Raw genomic sequence first — 22481 nt, 5'->3', positions numbered from 1 at the left:
AATAATCTTAATCTTTAATAACTTCTCTTGCTTTTTCAACTGATAATTTTCTACCGTCGTGACTGGCTTCAATTACCGCTCTTTCAAATCCGCGTCCTATCAATCTCGACTTAGTTGCCTGAGCGTCTTCGTAAGTTTTAATGCCCTTTATTAGATATTGAGTTGTTCCATCATTTAATATATTCTCTTCAATATCTTCACTAGCATTTGCAGCTACTAATTCTAAAAATTCCGCATCTGCATTGTCTTCAAATTCTCCAACAACTATTTGAAATGCAATCTTCTCTTTCGAATATATGAACTTATTTGCACTTATGCCAATTAAATCATCGTAGGTTTCTAATTCTCCTACCATTGTACCATTCAATATTTTATCTCCATCATCTTTTCGAATCGGGTCATATTTATAGAATGTTATAATATCCATATCCTCTACTCCCATCTCTCTAAATTCTTTTGCCGTTTCAATCGCCGCTGTAAAGTTAGTTTGTTTTTTCGATACTAAAACAGTTCTTCCATCAATATCTACTTCTGTTTCTAAAATACCTTTCCCCTGTAATAATAACGTTGCGTATTCTCCTGGTATTGCATCTGCGTAGCGACCAATTAATACTTTATAATAAAGTCCTTCTTTGAAATAAGTGATGTCCTCGTTTGACTCGATTATAATAGGTTCTTCTGCTATAAGATCTGCAGATTTTCCATCTACATAAGCACTTGCTCCTTTTTGAACTAGAATTTCATTGGCTTCATCAATCGTAATTCGACGGCCATTATAGTAGGCTGTTACGAATGCATCAGGAATACCAATTCGAATCACCTCATTTTTTCTAGCTACGGCTTCTTCAACAGTCTTATAAATACCAGTTGAATAACGAATAACATTAGACGCTGTTAGTTGACTATTTAAAGGTTGAATGTTAAACAGATTTTCAACTGGAACTGGTTTAGAATAAACACCAATTTGCACGGTATAGAATAAACCTTTTATGATTTCAACTTGATTGGCTTTTGCAGCTCTTGGTGTATTTGTATAATAAGCTACCAATTCGCGTTCTTCGCTATTTACAGGTTGATTGCTGATCTCAATACTTTGAACCGGCTTCTCGTTGGTTACAACGGTTGTTGTTTCAACCACGGGCGTCTCAATAGCTTCCGTTTGATTCTCTATATTTCTAGTTGTATTGGTTTCTTGATTGTTATTTGCAACTTCGGTATTGGTTCTTGTTTCTACAGTCTCAGTTGGAACAGTATCCGTTCTTTCGGTATTATCAGGTACTGTTGCAGCAATACTTTCAGTAGCTGGTTGAGATAAACATTCAACCTCACCAGACTCTATCTTATTTGCTTCAGCAATTGAAATTCGATTACCATTACAATAAGCCACAACGAAAGCATCAGTATAACCCAAAGCATTAATTTGTCTTCTGGCACTGCTTGCAGGTGCTAAGGTTTTGAAATAACCTACCATATAGCGCGTAATCCCATTGTTCAATTTTTGCCCAGAGATTGGGGCAAACTCCTTAAAGTGATCTTGTGGTAATGGGTTTCTAAATGCACCTACTTGAACTTTATAAACTAATCCTACAGGTTGTTTCTCACTAATTGGAATTGGATTTGAATTAGAATAAATAGGCGCTGCTGTTGTTCTAAAAATATCTTTCTCAACATTGTCAGGAACGTTAAAGTCTGATGCTTGTTTTTCAGCAATATCATTTTCATTATTCACAGGATCTTCTACTTCATCTATAACTGGTTCTGTATCTGCTACTGGATCAGAATCTACATTATTCGCTTCATCTGTGTTTGTATCTGCAGCCAGCTCAGCATTTGTATTGTTTGCTTCATCAACATTCGCTTCAGCTTCCTGAATTCTGTTTGTGTTGTTCGCTTCATCAGCATTTGTATTGGCAGCTTGTGGAGCGTTTGTATTGATTGCAAGATCATCTGGAATGACAACTTCTTTTTCAATTGGTTTCACACCTTGACTTGCCATTGAAAGCATCTTATTTTTATCAGCTTCATTTGAACTCGCCATCAAGTCGTTCGATTTTTCTTTAGCAGCTAATATTTGACTTTTCACTTCCTTCTTCGCTGTCGTCAACGCTTCAATTTCAGATTGTGTTGCAGCCAATTCTTCGTTTCCTTCTAGGACTTCTTCCGGGGAAGTTTGATATCTAACTAAAGCCGTTTTAATGATTCTCGTCTTTTTATTCTCTAGTTTTTCCAATTGATTATCTAATTCTTTTGCTTCAGCAAATTTCTCATCAATCAATGATTCATTATCATAAAAGGCTTTGTATTCTTCAGAACTTGATATTGTCTTACTTGTTTCGAAATCGATATTAACCGCTACAACATCCTCTTTCATCAATTCTATTGCTGCTTCTTCTTTAGCTTGGGCTTCTTCACCTGCATCGATGCGATCCATTGCCATATCATCTAAAATTTTCGCTTTAGATTCGAATTCTTCTGCTTTTTGAAGCACTAATTCTCGATCTTTTTTCTTAACCGTTTCACTACTGTCTCTCAACACTGCAGCTCTATCAGTATTCTCACTTGCCTTTTGACGTAAATTATCAGCTTGATCAAATAGTTTCGTAGAAGTTCTATCGAATTCGTTTTCCGGAACTTCAATCAATACTTCCTCTTTCGTTTTGTAGCTATCTATTACGTATGCCACTTTATAAATTCGTTCTGCCTTAACGATTAATTCTTTTGCTTCCTTTTCGTTTTTAAATGCTTCTCTTAATAATGTATTTTTTTCAATAGGATCTTTAGTTGTTTCAGCGATTTGTCTAGATTTTTGAGCTTCATCCATTTTTATATTCGCTTCGATCATCAATCTATTGGCATCCATTAAATCACCGTCTTGCTCACTTACAACTGATTGCGCAATATCCATATCCATGCGCATTTCATCCTTCTTCTCAGCCACTTCTTCTCTATTCGGCGATGCCAAAGCAATAATCACATCGTTCTCTAATTCAGCTTTAGCTGCAGTCGCTTTTATAATTTGCTTTGTAATTTTAGCTTCTTCTTTTTCTGACGAAGAGGTACTCAATTGTGCATTCAATTCGCTCAATTCCAAATCCAACTCTCTAATTTCTGTTAACTCACTCTCTTTGTCAGATAATACATCCTTTGCTGATTGCGAATTAAAATCATCAGCTTTTACTTTTGTTACATCGGTTGCTTCAATTTCTAATTCAACAATTCGTACTTTATTTCTTTCTATCTCATCTAATTTAGATTCGGTTAACTCATCTAATTTTTGGATCTCTTCAAGTAATAATTCCTCGTTCTCGGGTTGCTCTATTGCTTCTCTTTGAATATCTAAAATCTTATCATCAATCGCATCTAATAATTTATAATTGACATCATTCACAGCCGCCAATTCGTTCATTTCGCTCAACCCCTGAACCTCAATTTTATCCATTTCATTATCGAACTCAGGCATTACTGAACTCATCGTAATTTCTGGTCGTTGCGAATTGTCCTTTTGAAGATTCTTAATATCATTATTATTCACTTGAATTTGGTTGCTCTTAATACGTTCCAAATTCTCTACCTCTTCAAGATATCCATCAATCACCTCTGCATTTTCTGGCTGATCAGCTTTTAGCTTTTCTAATTCTGATCTTTTCGCTCTCAGCTCGACCAATAAGTCTTCATTTAAATCATTTTCAGCCGTTAATTTGTCAACATCAGAGCCTTCACTTTGCATGATCTTGCTCATTTTAGTACCGTAATCAGGAATTAAATTCTCAGCTGTTGGTTTTTCGATATCCTCTATTGATATTTCTTGCGCTCCTGCTTGATCTGTCTCTTGCGCAATAGGATCGTTATCTGTTGGATCTAATTCATCGATAATAGGATCTTCCTGCGTTAATTCAGTACCGGGATCTACGTCATCAATAACCGGGTCAGATTCTTGTGCAATAGGATCGTTATCCGTTGGATCTGTTTCGGCAATAACCGGATCCGTATCTTGTCCATTTTCAGTATCCGTTGGATCTGTTTCATCAATAACTGGATCATTTTCTAAAATAGGATCTGTTGCGATATCAACAGGATTGTTTTCATCAGTAGGTTGATTATCGATAGCTGCAACATCTGATCCGCCGGCTAACCAGACATCATTTTCTTCAATCTTCGTTAAGTACTTGTTTTCAGCATTCTTTAAATTCGTTAATCGTTCTTCACCATTAATTGGCGTTTTCCCTTCAGATTTTAATGCTTCAATCTCACTTATTTCTTCTCCTATTTTATTCGTTAGACTAAGCAATAAGGTGTTTTCTTGTTCTTTTCTTTCGGTCTCATCAGCTATTTCTTCAATATCTGCGAGGCTTGTAGATATCGCTGGAATTATATCATCGATTAAGACTTCTGATTGAACCGTTGCAACTTCTATGTCAGCATTCTTTTCAGTTTTACTAATCTTCCCATTTAATTCTTCTAAATAAGTTAATTCATCTGCAATTTTTTGATTCGAAGGATCATCAGCAGACAAAACTTCTAATTCTTGAATTCGTTCGAGTGATCTTTCTAATAATGCATCATCCAATTCTGCTAAAGCGCTTTGTCTTTCTGCATCGTCTTCAATTGCATTGGCATCGGCCAATTTATTTTCATATTCAGGATCTAAACTTGATAAAACAGTTGATGGATCAAATTCATCAGCTACTTGCTCCGCAATCCATTCTTTATCCTCATTTATTTGATTTTGATTCTCCGTTTCTAATTCATTCAAATTCTCTAATCGCTTTTTAGCATCTTTGTTTTTAGAGTTTTCAGCTAGTTCTTTTTCTAATAAAGCTTTTTCAGTACGAATTGCTTTTGCTAAATCTTCTTTTAACGCGACTTCGGCTTTCTTACGATCTGTTGCATTGACGATCGTTTCGATGCTCTCAGCTTGTTGATCGTAATCAGTAATAAAATCATTAACCGCAACCTCTGGATTCGTGTTTAAAGGAGCTGCCGCTTCAGGTTTTAATTCGATTTCTTTTTCTTTTCTTAATTGTTCTAACCTTTTCTCCTCCGCTTCAATTTGAACTAATTCTTCTGGAGAAGCAGTCATTCGCGCTTGCGCCAAATCAATTTTAGCATTATCAATTTTAGCATTCCATTCTGCTAAAGAATAAAGTGAATTCTCTTCGTTTGATGCATATAAATCAATTTTAAAGATGCTAAATCCTTGTTCTGCCAATTCTTCTTCAACCAATTCAATACTTTCCGTTAAGTCGTTTTGATTGACATTGCTTTTAATTTTGTCTTTATCCGATGCAGATAAATCGCTTTTATTTTCAGGTCTATTATTACGATCGTCAGACACTAATAAAGCAGCATCACCAAGTGCCAAATCGACATTGCCATTGATTAGCTGATCTAATTTATCTTGTTTGCTTTTTCTTGCCGCTGAGAACATGGCTATATCAGAAGCATTGTTATCCATCTGTTCTTGAATCGCTATTTTTTCTTTTTTCTTAGCAAGTTCAAGTGATTTTTCAAGTGATTTATTTTTAGCGATTAAACTTTGTTCATCTCTACTGATTGCTGAAATTTCTTCACTTAAACTTTGAAATTCTTTTTCTTTGACTCTATTCTGCGCTAATGCATTGTCAACAACATTCTCTATTTTAGGTTCGTTTTTAATATTTGCCTCGAAATAGCTCATATTGTTCGATACCAACCCTTGCAATTCTGGTAGACTCTCATTTTTCACATTTGAAAGATCTGCAATGAGCTTATTTGTTGCAGCCAAAGTGATTACTTTCTTTTTGACTGACTCATCAATTTGATTGCCTAATAGAAGTAATTTTTTAGCATCATCGTTCAACGTTTGAATTTCATTTTTTTGATCATTAATAGCGACCAAAGCAGCTTGCTTTTCTTCAGGATCTGTTATTCCTATCAAATCGTCCAATTGCTTATTCAAATCAAGCATTTTTTGGTTAGCTTCAACTGATTTATTATTGGCTAAATTGAATGCCATATTTGCATTCGCCTCATCATTTTTAATCGCAGCTTGTAGGTCTTCTTTTTCGGAATTTAGAATTTGATCAAGTGAACTTTTAGAAAGGAAAGCATCCATACCTGCCTGTACAAAAATTTCTCCGTTTGCTTTTGACTTATCTAAAGAGTCAATATCAAATTTATCTGCATTCGGTGGCAATTTTGAAAGCGCCTGATAAACCTCAGCCATGATAGATTCTGGATCAGCAAATTTATCTTTAAACAAATTGTCTATCATTATCGCCTCTTCCCCATTATCCATAAAGAATTTAATCTCTTGCTTTAAAGGGGTTATTTCACTTTGATAAGGAATGTTTACAACTTGCACATAGGTTTCATTGCTTCCTTTTATCGTCATTTCGTAAACAAAATTCCCGCTTTGCGGCAACATGATAAAGTAATCACCATTTGCCTTATTCGAATTAAAAGTTCCGATTACTCTTCCCGTTGCTTCGTTTTTAATATTGATCGCAATTTCTTTTTGATTGCCGTCAATCTCGTTCACAAAATTCCCTTTTAACACAGCCAATTGAAGTGGAATTCTTTCCATTCGAACTTTATAAACTGTCAATTTTTCTTGACTACTTTCACGCGCTGATGAGAAGTAAGCAACACGATCTAAACTATCGACTACAAAAAGAATATCATCATCAGGAGAACTAATAGCGAAATCCATATTCTCTGGCTTACCAAACGAATCTGCTAGTTTGTCATATTTAGAACGGTAAACATCGTACCCTCCCATTGAATTGTGTCCTTTAGAAGAAAAATACAAATACTCTCCATTGGGATGCATATAAGCAAAAGCCTCATCTTTCCCAGTATTTACTTGTCCTTTTATCAATTGTGATGCTGACCATTCACCACCAGGCAATTTATTTTTCACATAAATATCCAGTCCATTGTCGTCATTATCACCATAGCTTGAAAAGTAAATTTTTGGCGCATCAACTGGAAAATGAATGATAGGACGATGGTTCGCCTTTTTATCTAATTTAGATTGAAATTTATCAGTGATTAATAACATGCCACCGATATCATCTAGCTTATATAAATCGTAAAATTTATCTGCGCTTAATTCGGTTTTTGCAATAACGATTAGGTCCGTTAAGTTGGCTAATAACTTTCCACCGTTCTTACAAGCATATATATCTGTATCAACATCAAGTTTCTTTAACTCGTTTGTACTTGCTGTAGATTTAAACTTTTGATACTGTGTTAATGCTTCGTTAAATTGATAATTGAGATGATAAGCTTTACCTAAATAGTAATAAGCTCTGGCGTCAATATTTGCATTCGTAATAGAAAATCGAAGTCGTTTAATGGCTTCATCTTTATTCTTAGAGCCGTTTAGTAAACAAGCCCCATATTTGAAATTCAGTTCGTGATTCCGCGGATCATTAGCAATGACAGTACTGTATAAAACTTCCGCTTTCGACCATTCTTTGGCTTCAAAAAGCTGATCAGCCTCCTCTTTTTTCTCCGTTAATGTCTGTTGCGCTAATGTGATGTGACTTGTACAAAACAATAGCAATAATAATAGTATGTGGCGTCCGATAAACTTCATTTTTATTACAACAAAAAGGGGAAAGCCCCCTTTTATCTTATTACAGTACGTATAAATCGTGTAAAAGTTCAATAAAAAACAAATTTAGCGTTTTCAATTTATACTTTTTCAATCAATTTAAATATGATTTGAATATTACAAACCGAAATATCCGTTAAAAGGACTGATATACCTATCTTTATTTTTTCCTCTAACTTCGAATTCTAAATCTTTTCCTTTTCGTTTATCATCTTTTAATTCGAGCATATAAGTTTCTAGCGCTTTATCACTTGTCACAATTTTCAAGTCTGTATTCTTTTTCACTTTTTCAAACCTGTAGAAATAATAATCACCCGGTTTTTCTCCGCCTGGTAATTCAACCATATACTCTAATTTCATTCCTCTATCACCACCTTCTGAAAAGTTAATAGCCATACGAACAGTGAAATCTTTCATGATAGGCGTTCCGTCTAAGGCAACAATTGCTGAAATTGGTTTAGAAGTAAAGCCATAAGCTCTATCATTCCATTGCAGTTTCAAATTCGTGAAATAGATCATTTGATCCATTTGTTTCGGGAATTTCTTTATTAGGCCATTCAAAGTATACTCTGCTTTTAAATTCTCAGCTTCCTCTTTATTCACCTCTTCTATCATTGCTTGCTCAAGAGACGTTCTACCAATATCAATTCCACTTAAACCATCAGACTTATTAATACCTTCCGCCATAAATTCCATTGCTTTTTTATCATAGAAGAAATTCATGCTTCCCGATAAATTTAAACTGGTAACTTTAGTAGCCATATCGTACTGTATCATACCATAAGTTTTCACCTCAACACCTGGTAAGTCGACGCCTAAATTAACCAAGCCATCACCTTCCATTGAGCAACTTTCAATATGTAAACTGATATAGTTTCCTTTTTCCGTTCTGTTCACTAATTTCTCAGGACTTGAAATTCTAAATTCTTTAGCATCGGCATTATAATTCAATACACCTTGAGATGTGAAGACAATCATATCTTTCGGATTATCTAACGCTGATAAGAATGCAGGGTAAATACCTAAACTGTCTGCATTAGAAGTCGTCCGTTTTACCAATCCAATTGCAATTCCATTTCCTTCAAGATCAGTTACGTTTTCAGAAACAGGAATTTGAATATTATTTGGATCGATATCCGTTCTAAACTGCAACCAGTTTCTAGCGAATTGATTACACTCATGATTAATTCTAGTAGCCCCATCAAAAGTTAAGAACTGATCGGCAGCATATAATTCAACCCCTCCGTAAAAATCAAATTGTTGACTTAAACTAAATTGTTCATCTTGCTCAATTCGTCCTTTCGCAACGGTTTGATAAGCTGAATCTAGCCCGATATTCTCAAAGAAGATGGTATAGACTTTCTCATCACTATCAACATAAGGATACTTACCGCTTGCTTTATACTTTTTACGTGCTGAAATTTCGACGTGTGCTTCAGTAATTTTATGGTGTTTTGTTACTAAGTTGGCAATAATTTCTGCGTTGTCAAACGGATCCATTACTGCTTTTTTACGCACTGTTAATTTCTGACCTTCCGGATAAATTCTCGCATCGGCCACATCAATAAATTCAACTTTTTCACAAGCAATTACGAAGTCTTTCACGAAGAATTTTGCCTTTGGCGCTTTAAAGTTTAATGAATCTTGATCTGGGTGGATTGAGAAAAAGTTAGATTTTGCCAGATTCAAATCAGACTCTATCGTCACATCTGAATTGGTTGGCGTATCATCTTGAGACAATTCCATTTCATCCTTATCCATCAACCATGTAAACATGTCAACAAAACATATATATTGATTCTTCGGGAATTTTACAGTTTGTGTTCCGTCAATAGATCTAAAACTACCTTTTCTTTCCCCTTCAGAGAAATCGACATGAGAAACTAAATTTCTTGAATCGAAAGACAATGGATTTTTACTATCCGGATCGTCATCACTGACTTCGTTTTGTTCTGCAGCTAATAAATTAAAGTCAGCATTGTCAGAATCAATTATCCATCTAGTAAACTCGAACGATTTAGAACCTAATTCAGCATCTTTAAAATAGATCAAACCTTTACCTGTCATTCCTTCTGCTCTCAATTCGGTTACACCATGCATTTTGGCTTCCTGATTAAACATAACTAAAGGATTGTCTGTTGAACGCGCTTTTAATACTTTTTCCTTTGGCACGTATGTCACAACCACATTCTCACCAGTTACATCAGGAACAGAAAGTCCTTTATCTTTGGTTTGAGCCAGGTTAACATATTGTGCGACCCCCATTGTAGAATCTGGGAAGAAAATAAAATTCTCACTTTTAGAATTAGATGTAATGAAGTTGATTTCTCCGGCACCTCTTAACCCTTCGTTACTCAAACGAATTTCATTGTCAAATTTTGCATCTTGTCCATAGAAATCGAAACCGTCAGTTGGAGCTTTTGTAACAAATCCGAATGAATAATCTTCCTGAATTCTCAATTCCTCTTTGAATACTGGGAAAATCCCTGCTGATCTCATCTCACCTTTAAAACTTACTGATTTTTCGTCGAATGCTCCTAAACTATCAAAGACAAAAGGATCGACTTTAAAGTAGAAATCTGAACTATCATAAACACCTTTATAAATAGAAGGATGGTTATAATAAACATAACAATCTTCTTTGGTTTCTATGTATGGATATTTATTGAAATTTTTCTCATCTTTTCCTGACCTATTGTTCACGTGATCAATATACAATGTACCTTTTAAACCACTGAAATGCGAATACATTGGTTTGGGTTGATGACCTCCTGTATAGAAAGGTTTAACCCTTAATAACGCCGCATCGACATCAATTAGATCAATTTTGAAATTCTTATAATCAAATGCTGCATCATCTAAATAATACTCAGACTTGCCGGCCATAACGGCACCAGAGAATAAGAAATCTAAATTCTTTTTTAGCAATAAATTACCTTCCTCTGGAAAAACAACAACATTTCGTGCCACTGACACTTCAACAGGATCAACTTCATTTAAATTAAAATCTAAAGTGTTTAAATTTAGATTACCGAAGTTAGTCTTAGAGGCTTTACGTTTCGTTAAAGAATCGGCTCTGATATTATAAGCGATTGCACCTTTATTTGGTGTTCCATCAGGATTTGATTCGGATTGTTTTTTAACCTCCATTAAATTCGAGGTAAAAACTATATTATCATAATCCGTTCGACCTGCACGCGCATCAATATACTTTTTTGTTTTAGGTTGCAGCGTGATGGTTTGTTTATTCTTATCATAGTTTAGAAAACCTTGATTTGCCAAATCTAATATAAGTGGTAATGCTTGCTCGTTTGTATATCTCATTGCAGATGATACTTCACTTACGGGCATCACTTGCACGTCATATTTATATGAGTATTGATATATTGCTACCAATGGATTGACTTGACTCATACCTTGAATTTTATTGTAAACCTTCAAGTTAAAATAGTCTTGCGATTCAAATCTTGCTATTTTCTGAGAACTAAGTGGGTGCCAAACAATATTCAAATTAGGATCACCTTTGGTCCACAAGATTCTATCGACGTACATATCAATATGGTGATATGAATCCTTAAATGGCGCTTGAGAAATTCCTTCCGTTCCTCTTGCTAATTCGAGTTGCGTTAAATTGTAATTTATATTTAACCCCGGATGGAATAAAGTATCCTCATCATTTAAATACATGGTTATTTGGCATTCATTCGCTTGAATCCGCGAGGGGTTAACGGTAAAACGCATTGCTTGTGCTTTCACAAATGGTTTCCCCTCTTTATAAAAAACCAAACTTGCCAAATTATTATTATATCCTACCCCGTTAAAGTCGGCACCTGCCAACGCAAAACCTCCAACATAGTCAACCTCAGGCACAATACTTTTTCGCATTATCTCTTTACTAAAGGATACGAATTGCGGGTAGACTCTATCCACATCACGATTAATCTTTTTTGCCATATCATTAAAAGAACCATAAAGCGGTTTCTCGTAATAATCCGTATAAACTAAAGCAGAATCCGTTTCAACTTTGGTTGATTTTACAGACATCATATAATCAGTGATCTCGGCATAGTTTGTCGACTTATCTAAGCCCACTTTTTGCCAATCTACTGTCCCTCCTCTACCTGTCCATTTATCAATTAAAGGTTCAAATACACCTGATGTTTTTCTCACAATTGTACTATCGAAATAAAGGTCATCCTTTTTTGAAGCGTTTCTATTTACGATATAACATTGTAAGTCGACATCCTTGAAGATAATATTGGGACTGTTCTTATCGAACTCAAAAATATACGATCCTCCTGTAGCTTTCCAAATATGATTGGTTGCATAATAAATTGTTCCATCTGTGAAAAAGCCTTCACAGACTTGAATAAAATCACGGAATTTTTTAACTTTTTTACTATTCAATAACTGGTCAATAGTTTTGTGCCATGAATCAAAACTTTCATCAGATTGTTTATTAATCACAAATGAATGCACTGATAATAAATAACCATATAGTTCTGGAAAAGGCGGAAGTCGTTTTTCGTAAATCAAGTTCGCTGTTGATATTACCTTATTTTGGTAGTCTTTAGAGAAATTGGTCATCCAATTCGGTTCAAAAACCTCCATAAACTCTTTTGTCTTCATCCTATTAGAAGCACCAAGGTATTTATCAATATCTTTTAGAAAAGCAGCCGGATCGTTTGAAAACTGTGAGAAAGTAGTTAATGAAATACAACATAAAACAAGTAACAATATCCTTTTCATAGTTAAATCCTTTTATTTTTTCTTAAACTGCATCAAAGCCCATTCATCTTTATTATCAATTCGGTCAAAAACCAAATCATGTTTTGATGCTTCTGCTGTTAAATCACTTTCATCTGTGGTAAAAAATCCACTCAATAAAAGTAAGCCACCAGTATTTAGTACACTTGCATAGGTATGCATGTGCGCCAGCAATATATTTTTATTAATATTAGCAATAATCAAATCAAATTTCTTACCCACTAATAATTCATCACCACCTAAAGCCAATTCAATTTTCGTACAATCATTCATTGCAACGTTGTCCTGTGCATTTTTATATGCCCATTCGTCAATATCTGGAGCAAAAACAGATTTAGCACCTAATTTCTCAGCTACAATCGCCAATATACCTGTTCCTGTTCCCATATCCAGCACAGCTAGATCTTTAACATCAAGATCAAATAGTCTTTTAGATGCCAACCAAGTAGTTTGGTGATGCCCTGTACCAAATGACATTTGCGGTTGAATCGTAACGATCATTTTTTGATCAAATTCTCCTTTGTGAAAAGGCGCTACAATAGCCAATCTATCTTCAATAATGACAGGTTCGAAACCAGCTTCCCAGGTCGCATTCCAATTCTCGTCTTCAATTAATTTGAATTCAACTTTTTCCACTGCCTCATGATTCTTATAAGGCAAAAGCATCGCTTCGTCAAATTGTTTTTCTTGTATATAACTCTGTAAACCACTTTTGGTTTCAACAAAACTTTCAAACCCTACTTCAGCGAGGTCTGCTACAAATATATCAGCCCAAGGATCTTGAGTAGTTAAGGTAATATTAAGTTCTATATAATTCATTCAAACGAATTTGCAATGGCTAAGAAATCGTCGGCATTTAAAGAAGCACCGCCAATCAATCCACCATCAATATCTTTTTGAGCGAATAATTCTTTTGCGTTATCAGGTTTACAACTACCACCATAAATAATTCCAACGTTAGCACCTACCTTTTCACCAAATTCCTTTGAGATTCTTGAACGAATTAAAGCGTGAATTTCTTGCGCCTGTTCGGCAGTTGCAGTTTTACCTGTTCCGATTGCCCAAATAGGTTCGTATGCTATAATTACTTTCTCAATTTCATCAGCTTTTAAACCAAATAAACTTGCTTCGATTTGCTTCATAACAAATTCTTTGTAAACATTACTGTCTCTAACTTGTAACTGCTCGCCACAGCAGAATATTGGTGATAAACCGTGATGCAATAGCGCTTTTACCTTTTTAGATAAAAGGGTATAATCTTCGTTAAAAAATTCTCTTCTTTCAGAATGACCTACGATACCGTATTTTATTCCTAAACTTTTTAATTGTGAAGGAGAAACCTCACCTGTAAATGCTCCGTTATCAACAGTATAAGAATTCTGCGCTCCTAAACTCACCCAATCATGACCGTTTAACACTTCTGCAAACGCACTTAAATATAGCGTTGGAGGGCATATAATTAATTCAGTTGTTGTATCAAATTTATCTTTATATTCAATTAATTTCTTTAGTAAATCTTTAGCCTCATTATAATTGAGGTTCATTTTCCAATTTCCTGCAACGATTTTACGTTTCATTATTTCCTATTTAGGTTCAATATATCTTTTATAAACATCTTTAAAATCTGGAATGCTTCGACTTGGCCATTTGTCTATGACAGTGCCTTTATCAATTAAAATCAATCCAGGATTTGAACGAACAAGAATCTTCACCTCTGTTCCATCAAACTGAAGGAAAGTAGGATTAAAATCAAACTTTTGCTTAAACGCATCAATCTGTTGGTCACTTGCCGGTGATAGGACATAAAATGGCAATCCTTTATCAAGCGTACCTTGATAGAGTGCTTTCATTTCGTCCATACTATTTTCGTTAATATTTTCTATATCTCTTATCGTCATGATAAAGATATTTTCAGCGCTTTGCAAATAATTCGTTAAGTTGATTGAAAAAGGATCTGCAGGATCAATCAAATCAACAAATACATCTCCTTTTGTATACATTGAATCTGGATAGTATAATGTATCATAATCCATTACAGCAATGGTGTCTGCTCCACCTGCATAATTCAAGACCATCTTCTCTTGGTAATAAGCATAATAATCAGCCTTTATAACAGAATCTATGAAAGGTATCTTCAACTCCTCTTCAGTCAATTTTCTATAATCGACCCGTGCTAAAAAGTCAGAGATTGAATTGGGTTTACCCGCCGAAATCACGATTGTTTTACGATCGACATATTCATACAATTCAGTATTACCATAAATCTCCCATTGGTCTACTTGGAAAGTATCAACAGCTTGTGTTTCCTTATTTTTATAATACAAAACAAAATCAGAAACCTCATCAATTCCATCATTCATCTTCTCTGCGATATTATTACCAATTGCATACGGTCTATAATCCTTTACAGGCAAATAAGAACTTGTATAAACACTAAACAACAAGGTTATCACCGAGACATAAATAGCCATCTTCCATGCTTTGCCCATCTTGCCAATTTTAACATTACTGAATACAATTGCTCCGAGGAATGCTATAATCGCGAAGAATAATGGGAAGATCCATCCGAATACCCAACAGAAAAAGATAACTACAAGAATTGATGCTGGAATCATTAAGTAATTCTCCATTACAGAATTCAACTTAATTCGCCATTGATTGAAAAAGATGATCAATCCAAAATACAATAAAACAAGATCTTTCCAAAAAGACTCTAACGGTGTTAAAGAACGACCAACAGATCCTCTTAAAGCATCACCAAAACATCCACAATCGGTAACACATTGTCTCCCCAATTGAGCGACTTGCGCATCTGTTAATAATGCAGGATCAAGACTACTTAAAAACTCACGCGTATCAACACAAGAAAAAGTATACCATGTCAACCAAGTAAAAAACAACATGAGTAGAATCAACAGCCATGAAGTTAATTTTATTTTACCACCTAAAACAACGGCTACACCTAATACAATTTCAGCAACACAGACCAGAATAGAAATCTCCAATACATAAGGTTCGAATGCCGTGAAAAACGGATAATCAAATGCCAAACCATCTGGTGCGAAATATTCTTCTAATTTAAAAGCAAATCCCCAGGGATCGTTTGCCTTTACCAAACCAGAAACAATAAACAATCCACCGACTATAGCTCTAGACACATATGAAAAAAGGAATATTCCTTTTAAAAAGTACATGGATACCAATGACAAAATCAATAAACCAAAACCTAAGTATTGATAAGTTGAAGCATTGTCAACCGTACTAGTATGAAATCCTTTGACGATAAAAAATACGGCGACTAAATTCAAACAAATAGCAAGGGAATTAATCAATATAGATCTACCTACAACATTGCTTTTTTCATTTCGAAGTCTCATTTCACTCATATTCCTATTTTTTCTTGAATTTAAGGTTTTATAATTTGGGTATGCTCTAAATTAACAAGTCATTAACTGACCAGTTAATTTTCGTTCAATTTGATTAACGAAAACACGGCATAATTTAACATATCTAAATAATTTGCATCTATCCCTTCGGATATCAATGTTTCGCCTTTATTATCTTCAATTTGTTTTGTACGTAGAATCTTCATCATGATTAAATCAGTTAACGAACTAACACGCATATCGCGCCATGCTTCGCCGTAATCATGATTTTTTTTCTCCATTAGCTCAAAAGCCAATTTCGTTTTCTCTTGGTATAATTTTAAAGCAATATCCAAATCCAGTTCTTCTGCTTTTGTACCTAAATCTAGTTGAATAAGTCCCATTACACAGTAATTCACAATCGCTACAAACTCATCTTCAACCCCTTCACCTACCATATTCACTCCAGTATCTTGAATGGTTCTAATTCGTTGGGCTTTAATAAAGACTTGATCTGTTAAAGAACTGATGCGCAAAATTCGCCATGCGGTTCCATAATCTTGTCCTTTTTTCTGAAAAATTGACTGACAATTCTCAATTACTTTTTTATATTGTTCTGCCGTTTTATGCATTAATTAATTACCTATTTTTTTCAGCTGTGAAAGATACATTTTTTTCGTCAAAATTAACCTTTAATTGTAAAGGTATTTTACATGAATTCAACGAACCCATTGTTATGGGAATCCTAAATATAAACGATGATAGTTTTTACGCTGGCAGCAGATTAGCAAATTCTGAGTCTGCCATAGCAAGTGCTGAAAAAATGATTAACGACGGAGCAACGATCATTGATGTCGGTGGATATTCCTCACGACCTGGGGCAGATAACATTCCTATTGAAACAGAAATTGAACGCATATCTCCCGTAATTCGAGATATAAATAAACGTTTCCCCGATGTTTTAATCTCTATAGACACCTTTAGAAGCGAAGTCGCCAAAGAAGCCATAAAAAACGGCGCACATATAATAAATGATATTAGCGGTGGCGGAATAGATTCAAAAATCTATACGGTTGCTGCAGAAAATAATTGCCCATACATATTAATGCACATGCGTGGCACACCACAAAACATGGTCGATCAATCGAATTATAAAAATTTATTTAAAGAGGTTTTTCTCGAATTAAGTGAGAAAATCGCTAATGCTAAGGCTGCTGGAATTAATGACATTATTATCGATCCAGGTTTTGGATTTAGCAAAACAATCGATCAAAACTTCGAACTTCTTCAGCATTTAAAATCCTTTGCAATTTTCGATAGACCTTTACTGATAGGCATCTCGAGAAAGTCTATGATTTATAAAACACTGCAAACCACAGCTGAAGAAAGTTTAAATGGTACAACTGTGCTAAATACAATTGCTTTAATGAATGGGGCCAAAATTTTAAGGGTTCATGATGTGAAGGAAGCGGTTGAGGCAGTAAAGTTGGTTTCAAAGGAGTTATATTAGATTAGTTTTTAGTTCCTCTTACGTTTCGTAACCTCAATCGCTTTATGCTTAAGAGGTGAAGCTTCTAAGGATTAGGTGTTAGGAAATGTGACTGATGGGTGGTATACTTTTGTTTCCCGCAGATGTGCGCTGATTTTACGTTTAGACGTGTGGCATGGTGTTGTTTTCCGCAGATATGCGCTGATTTTGCGATTTGATGTATGTTGCAGTTTATACTTTGATTTTTTGACCTTTTACTTTATCCAACGAATCCTTGGCGAAGTTGGAAATTTTCTCTATAACATCTCTCAATTCTTTTTAATCTTAATAAATCTGTGTGAATCTGCGGTTTTTGATCTGCGAATATCTGCGGGAACTATTTATTAGATTTAAATTCTTTGCTAGAAATTTATTATATTGTTTTTGTATGACAGAGAATGATTTATCCTACAAAATAAGAGGTTGTATTTTCAACGTATTTAACAACCTTGGACCTGGTTTGTTAGAATCTGCTTATGAAGCTGCCATATGTTATGAACTCGATAAAATAAATTTGCAATATGCTTGTCAATTGGCATTACCAATGCATTATGAAACTATCCGTCTTGATAATGGTTATAGGTTAGACTTAGTTGTTGAAGGAAAGGTGATTATTGAAATTAAATCTGTCGAAACACTCCTAGAAGTTCACCATATGCAGTTGATTACATATTTGAAACTGTCTGGATTAAAACTAGGCTTGTTGGTTAATTTTAACAACGACAATATCGGAAAGTCTATATACCGCAAAGTAAATGGTTTATAAGGCCTTGTTGATTCTTCCATTTGTTTAAAGACAGATTTTTTTGATTCGTTCGTCTACTATCTAATATACGATTTAATGTGCTAAGTAATGGTATTTCCCGCAGATGTCCGCTGATTTTGCGATTTGATGCATGTTGCAGTTTGTAGTTTGATTTTTGACCTTTTGCTTTATCCAACGAATCCTTGATGAAGTTGGAAATTTTCTCTATAACATCTATCAATTCTTTTTAATCTTAATAAAAAACGAGAATTTAGTGCTATTTATGACGACTAAAAGAATCGCATCGAAAATCTATGCTCTTAGTTGAGGAATTTAGACCGCTCCAAAACGGTTTGACTTTATATACATTGAAGAGCAAATGTTACTTAGATGATAAGTAGAATCATTTACTAACCTAAGAATTTGACTTAGTTTTACTAATAGTATTTTTTCTTGCCGTTAGCAAACCACACGAAAGATTCTTGAGGGAGTGGGAGTCCGAAGACGTTTTTGGTTTTACTAATCGTATTTTTTTGTTGCATGCAGCGGTCTAACAGCATAGCGGTCTTTAATCTTTTATCTCATTCACATAAACCCTAAAACGCAACTTATTCTTCCCTTTGGCATTCGATTTAATAAGCACAGTTCGATCTTGAAAACCATATTTACCTTTGGTATCAAAAGTTAATTTCACTGACGATTTTTGTCCGGGAAGAATTGGTGTTTCGGGATAAATTAAAGCAGTACATGGGCATGCAACTTCAAATCCTGATATGATTAATGGTTCATCCCCTTTATTTGTAAATTCAAATACATGAGAGATTTGAACTCCTTCTACGACATCGGGGAAGTCATGTTTATTTTCTGTAAAAAAAAATTCTGCACCACTAAAACTAGTGAGTGCAGAACTTAGAATAAATACTATTGGAAAAATTAATTTCACTTATGGTGTCGTTGTTACTGCCGGTTTAGCTTTAACAGCTCCTTTAACTCTAACAGTTTTAGAAGGCTCATTTACAGCGTTCGACGAAATCGTAACAGACTTAGTAATCGGACCTTCTTTTTTCGTATCATATTCCACCTTAATCATTGTTGATTGACCAGGTGCAATAGGCTCTTGAGTACAAGTTGGAACAGTACAACCACATGATCCTTTACATTTTGAAATGATCAAAGGTGCATTTCCTGTATTGGTAACTTTGAACTCACATTTACCATCAGCTCCATAAGCCAATACACCATAATCGTGCACCTCTTTATCTACTGAAATTTGTGGTCCATCAGTTGTTCCACCAACAGCTACTCCACCTTGTGCCATTGTTGTATTACTCATAAAAGCAAAACAAACAAGCATCATACTAAAAAAAGCAATTCTTTTCATCTTAATATTATTTAAATTAGTTTACTACTGGAGAACCAGCGTTTGTTGGAGCGCCACCTGTTGGTTTTGCGTTGATCATTCCTTTAATTCTAATTACTTTTCTAGGCGAATCAACCGCGTTAGATGTAATTGTTACAGTTTTATTAATAGCACCAACTCTTTTTGTATCATAATGTACAGATATTTCAGTTGAAGCACCTGGCGCTACTGGTTCTTTAGTACATTTTGGAACAGTACATCCACAAGAACCTTTACAAGTAGAGATAATCAATGGTGCGTTTCCTGTATTGGTTACTTTAAAAACACATGTACCTTCAGCTCCTTGCTCAATTGTACCATAATCGTGCACATCTTTATCTAAAGAGATTTTTGGACCATCTGCAGGAACTGCTGCATCTGTTGTTGTAATTCCTCCTGTTACTTGTGCATTTAAACCAAAAGAGGCTGCTACAATAAGACTAAGTGCGAAAACTAATTTTTTCATAATATTCAATTTTTTTAATTTTTATCTACCCAAATATAAAGCAGATCTTTTAAATGTTAAAAAGTTTAACATATACTTAACAAAGCTTTTTTTTATGTATGTACTTAATTCGTGCTAAAAAAAGAAAATCGAAACTAACCTCCCATTCAACCCATTAAACGGGCCTTTTGACAAAAAAATATTTTTTTTCGTGGTTCTCTAATTTGACACCGTCTTTTTATTTATCTTTATAATGAAAAATTATTTCATCTGTACGAGAACCATATATTAGTCTCAATATTGGACAAGTTAAATAGTAGCGTAAAATTACTGAATGATTATTACAAAAGAACAAGACATTAAGGGAGCCCTTAAACAATATTTTGGTTTCAATGAGTTTAAAGGGAAACAAGAACCTATTATAAAGAATATACTTGCAGGGAATAACACATTTGTTATCATGCCAACTGGTGCTGGAAAATCTTTATGTTACCAATTGCCGGCATTGATTTGTGAAGGTACCGCAATTATAGTTTCTCCGCTTATTGCCTTAATGAAAAATCAAGTAGATGCCATTCGACACATTAGTGATTCTGATTCAGTGGCACATTTTCTAAACTCCTCTTTAAACAAAACTGAAATAAAGAGAGTTAAAGAAGATATCATCGCAGGGAAGACTAAATTATTATATGTTGCTCCCGAATCTTTAACAAAAAAAGAGAATATAGATTTCTTGACAAGCGTTAAAATTTCATTTTTCGCTATTGACGAAGCGCATTGTATTTCAGAATGGGGGCATGACTTTAGACCGGAATACAGAAGGCTGCGTACAATTTTCGAAGAAATCAGTAATGTTCCAATTATTGCTTTAACAGCAACGGCAACACCAAAAGTGCAACACGACATACAAAAAAACCTACAGATGCTTGATGCAACTGTATTTAAAATGTCCTTTAATAGAGATAATCTTTTCTATGAAGTGCGTCCAAAACGTGAAATAGAAAAGAACATCGTAAAATTCATTAAAGAAAAAGAAGGTAAATCAGGAATTGTATACTGCCTCAGCCGTAAGAAGGTTGAAGAAATTGCAGAACTGCTGCAAATAAACGGAATCAATGCGCTGCCTTATCATGCGGGTCTTGATTCGCATATGCGGGCAAAACATCAAGACATGTTTTTGATGGAAGATGCAGATGTAATTGTTGCGACTATTGCTTTTGGAATGGGAATTGACAAACCAGATGTTCGTTTTGTTATTCATCATGACATCCCTAAAAGTTTAGAGAGTTATTATCAAGAAACTGGTCGTGCCGGAAGAGACGGTGGCGAAGGTCATTGTTTAACGTTCTATGCATATAAAGACATTGAAAAATTAGAGAAATTCTTACATGGTAAACCAATTGCCGAACAAGAAATAGGCAGGCAATTATTGTCTGAGACAGTTTCTTATGCAGAAACATCCGTTTGTCGTCGGAAGTATATTCTCCATTATTTCGGAGAAAAGTTCGATGAAGGAGGTTGTAATTGCATGTGTGACAACTGTAAAAACCCTCGTGAAAAATTCGAAGGTAAAAACGAAGTTTATACTTTCTTAAAAGCGGTTGAAGAATTAAAAGAAACGCAAAAAGCGAAATACGTTTGTAATTTTTTAATTGGTAAGGACACACAAGAGACTAAATCATATCGTCATAATGAACTAGAAACTTACGGCAAAGGAAAAGAACATGATTTTATATTTTGGAACGCTGTTTCACGCCAATGTTTAGTTCATGGTTTTTTAACTAAAGAGATTGAATCGTACGGAACATTAAAGCTAACGGACGACGGTCATGCTTTTATTAAAAAGCCATTCTCTTTTATGTTGCTTAAAGAACATGATTATTCGCTCGACGAAGACGATTCGTTCACTGCCCAAAAAGGAGCTGCAACATCTGACGAAGCATTGTATAAAATGTTAGTTGAATTGCGTAAGAAAATATCCAAAGAAAAAGACATTCCACCTTTTGTTATCTTTCAAGAACCGTCATTACTTGATATGACCATTCAATACCCAATAACGGTAGAGGAATTATCGAATATTGTTGGTGTGGGAACAGGGAAAGCAAAAAGATATGGAAAACCATTCATTTCGCTTATTTCGCAATATGTAGAACAAAATAATATCGAACGATTGCAAGACTTTGTTGTCAAATCAATGGTCAATAAATCGGTATTAAAAGTACATATCATTCAAAACGTCGATCGTAAAATGCCACTTGATGATATTGCAACATCTAAAGGTATTACCATGGATGACGTGATTGATGAGATTGAAGGAATCGTTGGTTCAGGTACCAAAATGAATATTGATTATTATTTAAATGAAGTACTTGACGAGGAAGACCAGTCTGATATTTATGACTATTTCCTAGAGGCTGATTCTGATAGCTTAACTGAAGCTTTTGCGGAATTTGATGGTGATTATGATGAAAGTCACCTGCGTTTAATGCGAATCAAGTTTATGAGTGAAATGGCGAATTAGGTGTCGCTTGTGACTTCGAGTCCATTTTTCGAATTGCATTCGAAAAACCCTCAGTCACCGCTCATGTTTAGGGCATATTTAACAACATATTCTCTGCTTCTAATTGTGTAT

At 34.7% G+C, this 22481-nt stretch carries 12 protein-coding genes; 3 read left to right on the top strand and 9 right to left on the bottom strand.

Annotated elements, in window-relative coordinates:
- Window positions 1-7 precede the first annotated feature (7 nt).
- The 6 genes from T367_RS0116365 to T367_RS0116340 all read right to left on the bottom strand — a co-directional run bounded on the left by T367_RS0116365 (window position 8) and on the right by T367_RS0116340 (window position 16364).
- A complete protein-coding gene (locus T367_RS0116365; protein WP_027420820.1) occupies window positions 8-7582 on the bottom strand; it encodes a hypothetical protein in 7575 nt (2524 codons plus the stop codon).
- Window positions 7583-7717: 135 nt separating this feature from the next.
- A complete protein-coding gene (locus T367_RS0116360) occupies window positions 7718-12349 on the bottom strand; it encodes a hypothetical protein (RefSeq protein WP_027420819.1) in 4632 nt (1543 codons plus the stop codon).
- A gap of 12 nt (window positions 12350-12361) precedes the next feature.
- Window positions 12362-13186 carry a 50S ribosomal protein L11 methyltransferase gene (gene prmA, locus T367_RS0116355; protein WP_027420818.1) on the bottom strand — a complete coding sequence of 275 codons (825 nt, stop codon included), beginning with the start codon at window positions 13184-13186 and terminating at the stop codon, window positions 12362-12364.
- Window positions 13183-13944, bottom strand: a complete 762-nt coding sequence (tpiA, locus tag T367_RS0116350) for a triose-phosphate isomerase (protein ID WP_027420817.1) — start codon at window positions 13942-13944, stop codon at window positions 13183-13185. Before tpiA ends, prmA begins: the two co-directional genes overlap by 4 nt.
- Before the next feature lie 6 nt (window positions 13945-13950).
- Window positions 13951-15753, bottom strand: a complete 1803-nt coding sequence (locus T367_RS24165) for a DoxX family protein (protein ID WP_027420816.1) — start codon at window positions 15751-15753, stop codon at window positions 13951-13953.
- A gap of 74 nt (window positions 15754-15827) precedes the next feature.
- Window positions 15828-16364 carry a DUF1599 domain-containing protein gene (locus T367_RS0116340; protein ID WP_027420815.1) on the bottom strand — a complete coding sequence of 179 codons (537 nt, stop codon included), beginning with the start codon at window positions 16362-16364 and terminating at the stop codon, window positions 15828-15830.
- Between the two features lie 104 nt (window positions 16365-16468).
- Between T367_RS0116340 and folP the strand changes: the two genes are divergently transcribed.
- A complete protein-coding gene (folP, locus tag T367_RS0116335; RefSeq protein WP_051568622.1) occupies window positions 16469-17242 on the top strand; it encodes a dihydropteroate synthase in 774 nt (257 codons plus the stop codon).
- A gap of 406 nt (window positions 17243-17648) precedes the next feature.
- Complete coding sequence (locus T367_RS0116330; protein ID WP_027420813.1) at window positions 17649-18026, top strand: GxxExxY protein; 378 nt, start codon at window positions 17649-17651, stop codon at window positions 18024-18026.
- A 547-nt stretch (window positions 18027-18573) separates the two neighbouring features.
- Here T367_RS0116330 and T367_RS22780 read toward each other — a convergent pair.
- The 3 genes from T367_RS22780 to T367_RS0116315 are packed head-to-tail and all read right to left on the bottom strand — an operon-like array spanning window position 18574 to window position 19870.
- Window positions 18574-18948, bottom strand: coding sequence for a DUF1573 domain-containing protein (locus T367_RS22780; RefSeq protein ID WP_051568617.1), 375 nt, complete (start codon window positions 18946-18948; stop codon window positions 18574-18576).
- Window positions 18949-19386 carry a DUF1573 domain-containing protein gene (locus tag T367_RS0116320; RefSeq protein ID WP_027420812.1) on the bottom strand — a complete coding sequence of 146 codons (438 nt, stop codon included), beginning with the start codon at window positions 19384-19386 and terminating at the stop codon, window positions 18949-18951. It abuts the gene before it with no gap.
- Window positions 19387-19402: 16 nt separating this feature from the next.
- The gene (locus tag T367_RS0116315; RefSeq protein ID WP_027420811.1) at window positions 19403-19870 is read right to left on the bottom strand and encodes a DUF1573 domain-containing protein; all 468 of its coding nucleotides are present in this window, start codon (window positions 19868-19870) and stop codon (window positions 19403-19405) included.
- A gap of 313 nt (window positions 19871-20183) precedes the next feature.
- Here T367_RS0116315 and recQ point away from each other — a divergent pair, with 313 nt between their 5' ends.
- Window positions 20184-22370 (top strand): DNA helicase RecQ, encoded by a 2187-nt coding sequence (gene recQ, locus T367_RS0116310; protein ID WP_211252723.1) that lies wholly within the window; start codon window positions 20184-20186, stop codon window positions 22368-22370.
- Window positions 22371-22481: the final 111 nt, after the last annotated feature.

Origin of the sequence: Crocinitomix catalasitica ATCC 23190, from assembly GCF_000621625.1 — a bacterium.
GTDB lineage: Bacteria > Bacteroidota > Bacteroidia > Flavobacteriales_D > Crocinitomicaceae > Crocinitomix > Crocinitomix catalasitica.
The sequence above is the reverse complement of the archived record's forward strand: the minus strand, read 5'-3'. Positions and strand labels throughout refer to the sequence as shown.